Raw genomic sequence first — 11,430 nt, forward strand, 5'->3', positions numbered from 1 at the left:
ATCTTACATCACTTTGATTGATGCGAATTAATTTATCGTTTTACTTCTATTTTTTTGTGCGCTTCCATATCTTCAATATATTTTTTCGCTTGAGCGACTGATTCTGGAATTGGTTCAAATACATATTGGTTCCAACCTGTCATGGAATGTGTCGTCATACTGTATGCTTCCGTTCCAACTAGCTGATTTTGTTGAATGTCCCATGATGGGTTCTTGTCGATTTGCATTCGGATTAAACGTGTGAGGTCATCGTCACTCATATTTGTTTCTATGCTATCCCCAATTGTTGATAGTACCTGAGTATAGTTCAATAAAAATGACGGTGATGTTAAGGACTTGATAATTCCCTTCATCAATTCTTGTTGGTGCACGACACGATCTTCATCTCCTCGCGGGAAGGCTTTTCTCTCACGCGCAAACATTAACGCTTCATAGCCGTTTAAGTCATTTTTCCCAACATTGTAGTGCAGTGATGGATCCACGGTAGAATTGAAGTTGAATTTAGATTCAACCGTAACCCCACCGAGTGCGTCCACAACCGTCTCAACCGAACTGAAGTTTACTCTGACATAGAAGTCAACATCGATGTCCAATAATTTCTCGACAGTCGTCACGGTCTCATTAATACCATATATTCCTGAATATGTGAGTTTATCCATCTCTCCAATTGTTCCTAACTCAACATGATAATCACGTGGAATACTTGTTAGGAGAATTTGATTTGTTTTTGGATCAACTGTAACTAACATATTTACGTCAGAACTCGCGACGGTTGATACTGGTCCGTACGTATCAATTCCTGAGATTAGAATCGTAAACGTATCTTTTAAAACATTCGCGCCCGTATTTCGGACATTTGTTTTTTGTGTATAACTTACTTGTTCGATAATGCGTGTTTGTTTACTAAACTCAGGATTCACTTGTTCAACCATCATTCGATGGTTCTCACTGAGAAGCATAACTTGTGTCGTTCCATTTAGTAAGTCTCTTTGTAGTCCTTCGTAGGTTTCATAAGGATCAATAGACGGCGTGAACTTGTGTTCTTTTTCGAATAGTTCGACCGCTTTATCCACATTGACTTTATCTTGAGCTGTATTTGCACTGAATGGAAATGCTTTAACGTCTTCAAGCTTCATATATTGACTGTTCGCATCAACAATCACTGATACCACGTGCGTTTCATACTCAGCTCCGGTAATTGCATCTATGAACGACACACCTTTACTTGCATAGAAACAGCCAATGACCAGAACTAAACTTAGCGCCATGTTCATGATCTTCACGAAATTATTAAACCAACCACGTGACTTGAATAGCACAACACCACTGATTGCGATTGCACCTAAAAGTATTACTGCAATAATGACATTGTATTTTAGTGGCAATAGGCCTGTGTAATAAATATAGCCAACAGTAAATAAACCAACAATAAGCTGAATCGTAAATATCGTTTTATTGCGGGTTATAATAGACTCTTTTGTTTTTTTTGTTTTGTTTTTCATAGGTTACCTCGTAACTTTAACCTTAATTTTACCATGAATACGTGTCACAACATTAGTTTCAAAAAGTTTTTCCGATAATTTCACAATCTTTAATTTCACATTAGACAAAGATTAGCGTAAATTGTGAATGGATCTACGTTTGGTACGAATTCGATACATATAAAAAGAACGGTCATCTTGGACCGTTCTTTACATGATTGATTCCCCATTCGTGTAACTGGGACAAAATAGGTTCGATTGTCATTCCATATGGTGTCATCGAATAAACAACTTTAGGTGGAATTTCTGGAAATTCCTCCCTCAGAATGAGCCCCTCATCTTCAAGTTCCTTGAGTTGACTGGATAGCATTTTAGGTGTGATGCCAACAAGTTCACGTTTTAATTCGCCATAACGCATTGAACCCTTCGAAATTAACGTCAATAAAATGGCTGGCTTCCATTTACCACTAATAATTGATAAAGCATCATCAACTTTACAAAAAACAACATTTTCAATTTTCGACATATTCGCCCTCACTCCACTTAATAGTATCTTTTTTGATACCGTCAATAGTATCTTTTTGGGAACTAGTGCACTTAAAAGTGCCTACTTCACAAGCTAAAAATATTATAGCATACTTGTCTTATCAGAAAGGTGGTTCTACACTATGAAGAAATTTGAAATTGGCATTTACTCACTTGGAGATTATCTATCAGATCCTGCTACAGGTTCGATTGTATCGGAGCAACAACGCATCGAAGAAATTATCCAAGCAGCTAAACTTGCTGACGAATTAGGACTCGATGTATTTGCATTAGGTGAATCACATCAAGAACATTTTATATCACAAGCTCACGCTGTTATTCTTGGAGGTATAGCGCGCGAAACAAAGAACATAACAATCTCCAGTTCTGCAACAATCGTTTCAACATCTGACCCAGTACGGGTATACGAAAACTTTTCCACAATTGATTTAATGTCTAACGGACGTGCCGAAATTGTCGGTGGACGTGCATCAAGAATCGGACTCTTTAGTCTCTTAGGTTACAACGTTCGTGATTACGAAGCATTGTTTGAAGAAAAATTCGAAATGTTATTACAACTAAATAAAGAAAGTGTTGTTAATTGGAGTGGCCGTTTCCGTGCACCCTTAGAAAATGCAGTTTTATATCCAAAACCACTTAAAGGTTGCTTACCAATTTGGCGTGCAGTCGGTGGTCCTCCATACAGTGCCGTCTTAGCAGGACAACAAGGCGTTCCAATGATGCTTGCGACCTTAGGAGGTCCAGCAACGCTCTTTAATCACTCTGTGCGCACATACCGCGATAACTATATCGCAGCAGGTCATGACCCTGAAAATATGATTGTTGGTGTTACAAATCTATTCCATACAGCAGAAACTGATCAAGAAGCGTTTAAGAACTTCTATAAATACATCAACCACACATTCTTAAGTGCAAATGGTCACGGATTTAACCGCGAAGCATATGTTGATGCATTAGATAAACGTAATGTAATGTTAGTTGGAAGCCCTGAAACCATTATTGAAAAAATACTGTACCAATACGACGTTTATAACAACGATCGAATCATGTTACAACTTGATCTTGGGGGCATGCCTTGGGAACAAGTAAAATACAACATTGAAGTGATTGGTAATGTTATTGCACCTCGTGTGCGTGAAGAAATTGCCAAACGTCAATTAGCGAAAGTAGAGGCTTAATGATGAAAGTTTTAGGTATTGTCGGTTCTGTATTCGGAACCAAAACACGCATCGCTATGCAAAATATCAAATTTAGTGATGGTGTTGATTATGAAATTGTTGACTTGAGTGAATTGGATATCATGTTTGCAGATGGACGTGACTTTCGAGATTTTGAAGGAGATACGCGAACATTAGTTGAGAAAATTATTGCTGCGGACGCAATTATCGTGGGAACACCAGTCTTCCAAGCATCTATCCCTGGGGCTTTAAAAAACGTATTTGATCTTTTACCCGTCGATTCGATTAAAGACAAAGTTGTCGGAATCGTCGTAACTGCTGGTTCTCCACGCCACTATCTTGTTGCAGAATATCAACTCAAACCAGTCTTAACATACATGAAGGCTGCGTTGTTGGAAAAATATGTATTCATCGAAGGACGTGATTTCCTCAAAGAAGATATAATTGAAGACGATGTTCATTTCCGCCTTCGCAATCTTGCACGTCAAGTTGAGAATCGTGTTGACCAAATTAAAAAAGAATATGAGGCGCGCTACGACTTCTAGCGGTGATTACAACTACCAACCTCCTGGTATGTTTTCCCGAATTAATTCTTATGATCCCTTGAATTAGTATAGAAAAACAGCCGTTGAATCGCTAGCGCGTTGATGGTTCGATGCGGCTCGATCCATCTAAGAGATGAACGTTCAGTACAAACGTTCATCTCTTTTTAGTTTCATCATTGCTTAATTTAATGTATCATAACTTTAAACATGAGGAGGAAACATGAAGACCGAAAAAAATTATACAATCGTGAAGGTATTAAATAATAGTTCTGTTATCGTCAAGGATTTGTTCTTTGAAGTCATCTTCATGGGACGGGGGATTGGTTTTGGTCAAAAACCAGGAGAATTACTAGTTAAAGGTACTGAATACGATAAATCGTACAAATTAACCATTCACAAGAATGAGTTCCATAGAATTATTAGTGGCTATAGTGACGACATTGTTGTCATGGTCATGGAAACAATTCGGCAGATTACCAAGCATGACTTTGGAAGTTTTGGAACTGAAGAATTGATTACGTTAGCGGATCATCTTGCTGCAATGTTTCAACGCATTGAAAGTGGTGTTGCTGTAACTACTTATTTTTCGCACGAAACCAAAGCACTTTATCCACAATCATTTGCACATGCACAGCAGCTCTGCGAAGTTATCTTAAGAAATTATCGCGTAGAAATTCCCGATGCGGAAATTGCCTATATTGCACTTTATATCCAAAATCTACGAAATGCCGGAGCAAAACGACAATTAGAGCAACTGCATGTCGTCGTTATTGAACTCGAGCAATACTTGATTGAGCATGGACATGAACTGAACAAAGATTCTATTCATTATGCCCGTCTTCTAACTCATATTCGCTTTATCGTGGAGTCAACATTATCTAACAAGAAAGCATTAAACCAAGTTGTTAGCACAACAATTGTTGAAACGTATCCTGTTTATGCCGACTATGCACGAGATATCATCGCAATCATTGAAAAAGAAATTGGAGTTGGACTTGCTGAGGATGAGTTAGCATATCTTGTAATACACCTTGTTAATGTCTTAGAGAATTAATATTTCATTTTTTAAGCGTTTACATTGACATTATATTTCAACGTGGTATATTTGTATTAGGCGTGCAATCTAACGGAGCAAGAGCCAAAGCAACATTTTTTGATGTCGCTTTGGCTCTTTTTCTTTTGCACAGAAGGAGGAAGCAATATGAATAACAATGATCTCGCTAAGAATATCATTGATCTCGTGGGCGGTACCGACAATATCGGACGTGCAGCTCACTGTATGACACGTTTACGTCTTAACATTAAAGACGCAGACAAAGTTGAAATTGACGCTCTCAAAGGGGTAGAAGGCGTCATGGGAGTCGTAGAAAGTGACACATTACAAATTGTTGTAGGTCCTGGACGCGCAAAGAAAGTCTATGACATTGTCGTTGAAGACTATGGTGTAACTGTTGGTGGCGATGTTTCTTCATGGGAAGATAACAAAGCAACCTTGAAATCAGGCCAAAAAGAATCAAAACTTAAAACTGGCTTAAAGACAATCTCAAATATCTTTATTCCATTGATTCCAGCAATCATCGCTGCAGGTCTTTTCTCAGGTCTTGCAAGTTTAATTGGTCAAACAATCGCTCCTACTGAGGGATTCTGGTTCTTAATTCTAAAAATGTTCCAACTTTTCAGTGGTGCATTCTTATCCTACTTTGCAATCTTTACAGGTATCAACTCTGCTAAAGTGTTCGGTGGTACCGAAGCCCTTGGTGGTATGATTGGTGCAATGAGCATCATGCCTTTAATTGTTGATATCTCAACATTCTTCGGATTATACAATGCAGATGTTCCTTTGAATTCTGTTCTTACTACAGGTAAAGGTGGAATCATCGGTGTTATCTTCGGAGTTTGGATTATGTCAATGATTGAGCGTCGTGTCCGTAAAATGGTCCCTGATGTTCTTGACTTAATTGTTACACCACTTGTAACACTAACACTTACAGGAATTATCTTTGTTCTTGGTGTTATGCCAATTGCTGGATTCTTATCAGATGGACTTGTAAGCTTCTTAAATATCTTTATTAGCTCAACAAACCCTGTTGTAAGTATCTTATCTGGATTCATCTTATCTGCACTCTTCTTACCAATGGTATTACTTGGATTACACCACGGATTAATTCCTATCTACGCTGTTCAACTAGAACAACTTGGTGGTGTTTCACTATTCCCAGTACTTGCTATGGCTGGTGCCGGACAAGTTGGAGCTGCTATCGCACTTTACATCAAAGCAAAACGTCGTAAAAACGAACGTCTTCAAAAGACAATCATCGGTGCCCTTCCTGCGGGATTCTTGGGTGTTGGTGAGCCGTTAATCTACGGAGTAACATTACCTCTTGGTAAACCATTTATCACAGCTGGTATCGGTGCTGGATTTGGTGGAGCTTGGGTTATGTTAACAGGCGTTATGGCTGGAGCATGGGGTCCTTCAGGACTTGTTGCTATCCCATTAATGCAATCTCCTCAAATGATGTTAAACTTCTTCATCGGACTTGTTATTTCATATGTAGCAGGTTTCATTATCACAATGATCTTTATCAAAGACGACTTAGTAGAAAACAATTAAATTCCAAACAACTCTTCTTAATACATTTATAAACAAAAAAAACACAACCGCGTCTCACGGTTGTGTTTTTTAGATACTTTTGTATTTAATCATGCCATTGATGCCATAATGAATAAAATAATAGATTGATTTAAGATGTGAATAATTGTAGTACTTACGATAAATATCATACTGCCACCCTGCAGTCTGTATTTTATTTGAACTTACGCTTTCTCCAAAAGTTCGATATTCTGCAAGCACTTCTTTTATCCCTAGGATTGATCCATGTTTCAACATTAAATTTATCCATGTCACATAGTCTTCATGCCTAACATTTGGCATTGCAAAATCTCCGGTTACATTTCGATCAATCATTACTGTCAGGCATCCAATTCTAGATCCTCGTAACATTTCATCAAGTGTTATATCTTTGGTAACAAAGAGATATCGGTGCATACTTGTGCCATTTTGATCAATGATTGCATAGCTTGAAGCAGAAAAGTATGCTTTTTTATCAACCATTTGACTCAGTTGAATTTCCAATTTCTTTGGTGTCCATAAATCATCAGAGTCTAAAAAGGCGATATATCGCCCTGACGCATGGTTGAGGCAGCAATTACGTGTTTGCGCAACACCTATATTTTGCTTATTGAAAAATACTTTGATCCGTGAATCGTTTACTGCTTCTAAGTATGATCGAGTACCATCATTAGATCCATCGTCCGTAATAATAAGTTCCCAATTTGTATATGTTTGCATCAAGACTGATTGGATCGATGCATCGATGGTCGACCGGGCATTGTATGCCGGCATAATAATGGATACTAAACTATCAACGTATGTCATAATTGTACCTCCTTCACATCACGTTCAACATGTGTACTAAAGTTAGAGTACATAAGTGGTATTGTAATAAACATCACCAGAAAAATTGTATCTACATATCCTATCGAGAAGAAAGATACACTTTCAATAAATGCATAACTTAGCATTGCAATGTATGCTGCCTGATAGACCTCGAATGCATTGATGTCAAAGTATCGTATTAGTTTAATTCTTGAATACATGAATCGAAATAACAATCCGTATAAGAAGAGTTCCGCAAGACCTCCAGAAACTAATGTTTCGATATAAAAACTGTGATACTCATTATGTGCTAGAAGTTCGTAGACAACATTTTTTGCAGTAAAATTTCCCACTCCAAAAATGAGATTTGTATTAGAGATTAATCCGAATCCGGTTTCCCACGCAAGACCTCTACCAGTTAGCCCACTCTCTTTTCGAATTACAATTGACGAAATAAAATTCATGACATTGGGTTGCATCGCAATGCAAATTAGGCCTAAAAAAGTGATCCCAATAATGTATTTGTTTTTACTCATTCTAGAAAGCTTCCATGGTTTAAAGTAAAGCGTAAGAAATATGCTTGCCATCAGAATGGCTCCGCGAGAAAACGTCAAGACAAGATTTAGTATCAATAGACAAATAATTAGGACACTCATAATTGAATGCTTTCTTTCGTAATAGATAGCATGGGCAATTAGTGATAAGGCCATAAACTGACCAAACGTATTTCTATTCAAAAAAAACGACTGAAAGTTCACTGCATATGTACTTTTGATTGTATTAATTCTTAGAATTTCAGAATAGTTATAGTACATGTTAAAGAGTGCTGCAAGAACTCCTAATAACATTATTAGTTTAGCAAATGATTTTAGCCCTTTTTTCGAAATTGCTATAGATGCAGGGATAACGAATAACATACCTAAATTAATGAGTTTGACAGGAACGAAGATGTAGTCAAAGGTTGCTATTTCAAATCCATGGAGTTGCGAAGAAATTAAAGTTGCAATCGACGCCACAAGTGCAACAAGCACTCCAATGAGCAATTTCCGATTTAGCGGCAGTTGTTTTCCAAGGATAAAGTATGCGGTAATTATTATACTATTGGTCGCAAAAATCATTCCGTTCATGAGCACAAACGCAGTTGTTGTATTAAATTTGGGAACCATAAGTGCAGAAATAACCACCAGCGAAAGGTATGCAGTGATCAGAATAAACAGATAAATTGGAAAGAATGTAGATAGAAAACCATTTTGATAATACGGTCTAACTTTCATCATAGTACACTATTTTCTACGATTCGCTTGCGTCGGCGAATGTTTAGCTGTGTGACAACCCACGGGCTTATGCATCCACCAATGAGCATAAGTTTGCGGTAATTGCTAACATATGGATTACGTATTAACTTAGGAGTGTTTTTCATTAAGTGCTTTTTCCAATGTCTGTATTCATTTCGGTGTTGTCGTTTCATTTTCGCTTCATTTATTTTTACGATTGCACCTAAAGAATACATGCACATATGTAAATTAAACATTGAGATAACTTCACGATCATAGCGAATAAAATTATCACGAATTTTGTTTAAGGAAATTTCTCCATTCGTTAATTTAGTAATATCAAACTTGGTTGTTGCAGAATCACCATTATCTCTTCGATAGAAATAGGTTTTTCGATTTCCAACCGCTACATGTTCGACGTGTTGAGAAACAGTTGTAATAAACGATAACCCCTCGCCATAAAATAGTTCTGGATTAAAACGTATCCCCTTTTCGATGAGCATTTTTCGATCATATATTTTATTCCAACAACCTACAATAACTTTTGGTGATAGTAGGAGTGCAGTTGCTTGAGTCGATGTATGTGGAGTAATAGATAAATCAGCACTCTGAACTTCATGTTTAAAGACAAAGCTTTTCGTTGATACGCCAAATTGATATTGCCCTTCTTCTACTAAACTAAGTAAGTATTCAAGATGGTCAGCCGCGACATAGTCATCACCGTCTACGAAGACAATGAATCGTCCCTTTGCTACTTCAATCCCCGAGTTACGCGCAACACTAACACCAGCATTTTTTTGATTGATTATTTGAATACGACTGTCTTTATGTTTCATCATCTCTAAAATTTGCAATGTTGTATCGGTTGATCCATCATTGATTGCGATAATTTCAATATCTTTAATTGTCTGATTGCAAATTGATTCGAGGTTTATCTCGATATACTTAGCGACATTGTATGCGGGTATGATAACAGAAACGATGGGTTGCTTCAGTTTCATTACGTTCTTATCGCCCATCAGGTTTATCCTCTACTATTTGAATGGATCTGATCAAATATTCCTTAGCACTTTCTCTTTCGATTTCGAGCATCTGTGATGCAATTTGATAGTCTATTTCCCTTTCAAATTGTGCCTCATCTGGATCAAAGCGTGATTCTAATGATAATAATGACAACAGTGATGTTAATCGCGTTGATTGATTAATTCCTTGGCCATAATTTCGATTGAATGTATAGAAATTCTTTCGATAGATTATCGAAAATGTAGTTCCATGAAATGAGTCGGTACATATAAAGGATGCATTCTTTACTAATTCTACAAATTCCCTTGGCCCTGCATCTTTTGTTTCGTCAAACCAGTCCGCTTCATTGTGGTTACTAGGTAATGCAATAATCTTTAAATTCTCAGTTTCTGCAATATGTTGTAATGCGCTTTTGGCCCTCTCGGATGGTTCATTTAAAAAATATGCCAACACATAGTTTTGTTCAGTTGCTTCCTCTTTTTCAAATTTTAGGTTTAAATTCCATTCCTCATCTGTCAGTAATAACGTCGGGTCAAGTAATTGCTTTGCTTCTCTACCAGTTAATTCTTCAACAAGCTTTACCGCAGATGCTTCTCTAACAGATAACTGTGGAATTTCGCTGATATACTTTGCTATCTTTTTCTGATTGAATTCTGAAACTGTATCTTTACCAAAACTTGGTGCAAAGGCAATTCGTTTCTGTTCAGGAGCATATCTTAAATAATATTGTGGATCTACGTAAAGCGTATCGCCACTCCATATTTGATCACTTCCACATACGAATGCGACATAGTTTTCGCACTTCCCAATTCGTTTCATTTCATGCCATGAAGAATAATGAGGTCTAATGTACTGTTGTGTAAAATGTTCAAAATTAGACTGTGTTGTGTAACTGTATTCTTTTTTCAAACTAGCCCCGTACGCATTAACTTTATTTGAAACTTCTCTACGTGATACCAAAACACGAAATGCCATTGATACCATTTTTATTAAGCGTACATCGCGTCCTTTCACAAGACTGCCTTTTAAGGTTAAAATTTCTCCTTCGTAACCCATCTCGGATAACAGGCTTTTTGTTGCAAAGGCTTGTAGCGCAGATCCATAATTATATCCGGTATGTAATGTGGATATTCCTATCTTTTTCATAATTTACCGTCCTCTAGATTGAGTCTATTTATCGATAAAATATTGTGTATGGTCCCCACCTTTATTTATTAATGCTGATAATAATTTTTTTACTACCAACAAAATATTATTTATTCAAATATTTTGCTTCTAAAATCTATAAGAATAGAAGATTTACTTATATCCTGACCGATTTTATTTACACACATATTCTTAACAATAGGTACTTAATCTTAATAATTATAGTTTGATAACCTTATATCGTCAAGGGAAGGTAAATTGGCTGCTTATGTAAAAAAAACTAATGGTCTCCATTAGTTTTTCTTTACTTAATTAGTAACTGCTTCCTCAAATCCACAATCCAATTCAGCTCTAACTTCAAAATCAGTTTTGCCAAATGGTGCTTTCGGTAAGATAACAGCACGTGTATTATTTACATCACAAATAGTATCTGTTTTATTGTTCTTGAAACCTGCAATAACAGCTTCATTTTGGGAGTCATTGTAACGACCCAAGTTATCTAAATTAATCTTAATTCCAGTTTCTTGAAATTTTTCAAGAAACGTTGTTTTTTCTTCATCGGTTTTGCCGTCCGTGACATTATCATAATAGAATGATTCATAGAAATCTGATCCCATTTTGATTAGATCCGCTTCAAGCGCGTCCTTACCTCTGGCTTGTTTGCCCATAAATTTGTAGATGGAAAAACCTCCAACTACGAGAAGTAGTACTGCAATTACAGTGATTGCAATTTTCTGAAACTTGTTACTCTTTTTGCTCATTTCAATTTTATTCTCATTGCTATTTTCGTTACTCATTGTA

The 11,430-nt window shown here is 36.8% G+C and carries 11 protein-coding genes; 4 read left to right on the forward strand and 7 right to left on the reverse strand.

The annotated features are described in order from the left end of the window. Positions 1–32 precede the first annotated feature (32 nt). Both G7061_RS09660 and G7061_RS09665 read right to left on the reverse strand, forming a co-directional pair. Complete coding sequence (locus tag G7061_RS09660) at positions 33–1,502, reverse strand: LCP family protein (protein ID WP_166082347.1); 1,470 nt, start codon at positions 1,500–1,502, stop codon at positions 33–35. Positions 1,503–1,674: 172 nt separating this feature from the next. Beyond that, the gene (locus G7061_RS09665; RefSeq protein WP_159633997.1) at positions 1,675–2,007 is read right to left on the reverse strand and encodes a helix-turn-helix domain-containing protein; all 333 of its coding nucleotides are present in this window, start codon (positions 2,005–2,007) and stop codon (positions 1,675–1,677) included. 142 nt (positions 2,008–2,149) lie between these two features. On the opposite strand from G7061_RS09665, the gene G7061_RS09670 reads away from it, so the two are divergent. The 4 genes from G7061_RS09670 to G7061_RS09685 all read left to right on the forward strand — a co-directional run bounded on the left by G7061_RS09670 (position 2,150) and on the right by G7061_RS09685 (position 6,361). Continuing rightward, on the forward strand, positions 2,150–3,205 hold the full coding sequence (locus G7061_RS09670) for an LLM class flavin-dependent oxidoreductase (protein WP_166120946.1): 1,056 nt from the start codon (positions 2,150–2,152) through the stop codon (positions 3,203–3,205). Then, on the forward strand, positions 3,205–3,750 hold the full coding sequence (locus tag G7061_RS09675) for an NADPH-dependent FMN reductase (RefSeq protein WP_201288888.1): 546 nt from the start codon (positions 3,205–3,207) through the stop codon (positions 3,748–3,750). Before G7061_RS09670 ends, G7061_RS09675 begins: the two co-directional genes overlap by 1 nt. A gap of 220 nt (positions 3,751–3,970) precedes the next feature. Next, positions 3,971–4,804 (forward strand): PRD domain-containing protein, encoded by an 834-nt coding sequence (locus G7061_RS09680; RefSeq protein ID WP_159639313.1) that lies wholly within the window; start codon positions 3,971–3,973, stop codon positions 4,802–4,804. A 147-nt stretch (positions 4,805–4,951) separates the two neighbouring features. Then, entirely contained in the window at positions 4,952–6,361 is a 1,410-nt protein-coding gene (locus tag G7061_RS09685) for a PTS transporter subunit EIIC (RefSeq protein WP_166082348.1), read from the forward strand. A gap of 69 nt (positions 6,362–6,430) precedes the next feature. Here the strand turns inward: G7061_RS09685 and G7061_RS09690 are convergent, their stop codons facing one another. From G7061_RS09690 to G7061_RS09710, 5 genes are all read right to left on the reverse strand, one after another. After that, positions 6,431–7,186: a glycosyltransferase gene (locus G7061_RS09690; protein WP_166120949.1), complete on the reverse strand. Its 756-nt coding sequence runs from the start codon at positions 7,184–7,186 to the stop codon at positions 6,431–6,433. Then, positions 7,183–8,463, reverse strand: coding sequence for an O-antigen ligase (locus G7061_RS09695; RefSeq protein WP_166120952.1), 1,281 nt, complete (start codon positions 8,461–8,463; stop codon positions 7,183–7,185). Before G7061_RS09695 ends, G7061_RS09690 begins: the two co-directional genes overlap by 4 nt. Continuing rightward, the gene (locus G7061_RS09700) at positions 8,460–9,479 is read right to left on the reverse strand and encodes a glycosyltransferase family A protein (RefSeq protein ID WP_166120956.1); all 1,020 of its coding nucleotides are present in this window, start codon (positions 9,477–9,479) and stop codon (positions 8,460–8,462) included. Before G7061_RS09700 ends, G7061_RS09695 begins: the two co-directional genes overlap by 4 nt. Further along, entirely contained in the window at positions 9,469–10,629 is a 1,161-nt protein-coding gene (locus G7061_RS09705) for a polysaccharide pyruvyl transferase family protein (RefSeq protein WP_166120958.1), read from the reverse strand. The genes G7061_RS09700 and G7061_RS09705 overlap by 11 nt, the downstream gene beginning before the upstream one ends. A 308-nt stretch (positions 10,630–10,937) precedes the next feature. Further along, positions 10,938–11,426 carry a hypothetical protein gene (locus G7061_RS09710; protein ID WP_166120961.1) on the reverse strand — a complete coding sequence of 163 codons (489 nt, stop codon included), beginning with the start codon at positions 11,424–11,426 and terminating at the stop codon, positions 10,938–10,940. Positions 11,427–11,430 lie beyond the last annotated feature (4 nt).

The sequence above is a fragment of the Erysipelothrix sp. HDW6B genome, assembly GCF_011301115.1.
Classification (GTDB): Bacteria; Bacillota_I; Bacilli_A; order Erysipelotrichales; family Erysipelotrichaceae; genus Erysipelothrix; species Erysipelothrix anatis.

Excerpts from the sequence above, each read along its gene's own strand:
- G7061_RS09675 (WP_201288888.1), top strand. The coding sequence starts at position 3,205 with ATGATGAAAGTTTTAGGTATTGTCGGTTCTGTATTCGGAACCAAAACA.
- G7061_RS09660 (WP_166082347.1), bottom strand. The coding sequence starts at position 1,502 with ATGAAAAACAAAACAAAAAAAACAAAAGAGTCTATTATAACCCGCAAT.
- G7061_RS09680 (WP_159639313.1), top strand. The coding sequence starts at position 3,971 with ATGAAGACCGAAAAAAATTATACAATCGTGAAGGTATTAAATAATAGT.
- G7061_RS09710 (WP_166120961.1), bottom strand. The coding sequence starts at position 11,426 with ATGAGTAACGAAAATAGCAATGAGAATAAAATTGAAATGAGCAAAAAG.
- G7061_RS09695 (WP_166120952.1), bottom strand. The coding sequence starts at position 8,463 with ATGATGAAAGTTAGACCGTATTATCAAAATGGTTTTCTATCTACATTC.
- G7061_RS09670 (WP_166120946.1), top strand. The coding sequence starts at position 2,150 with ATGAAGAAATTTGAAATTGGCATTTACTCACTTGGAGATTATCTATCA.
- G7061_RS09685 (WP_166082348.1), top strand. The coding sequence starts at position 4,952 with ATGAATAACAATGATCTCGCTAAGAATATCATTGATCTCGTGGGCGGT.
- G7061_RS09700 (WP_166120956.1), bottom strand. The coding sequence starts at position 9,479 with ATGGGCGATAAGAACGTAATGAAACTGAAGCAACCCATCGTTTCTGTT.
- G7061_RS09705 (WP_166120958.1), bottom strand. The coding sequence starts at position 10,629 with ATGAAAAAGATAGGAATATCCACATTACATACCGGATATAATTATGGA.
- G7061_RS09690 (WP_166120949.1), bottom strand. The coding sequence starts at position 7,186 with ATGACATACGTTGATAGTTTAGTATCCATTATTATGCCGGCATACAAT.
- G7061_RS09665 (WP_159633997.1), bottom strand. The coding sequence starts at position 2,007 with ATGTCGAAAATTGAAAATGTTGTTTTTTGTAAAGTTGATGATGCTTTA.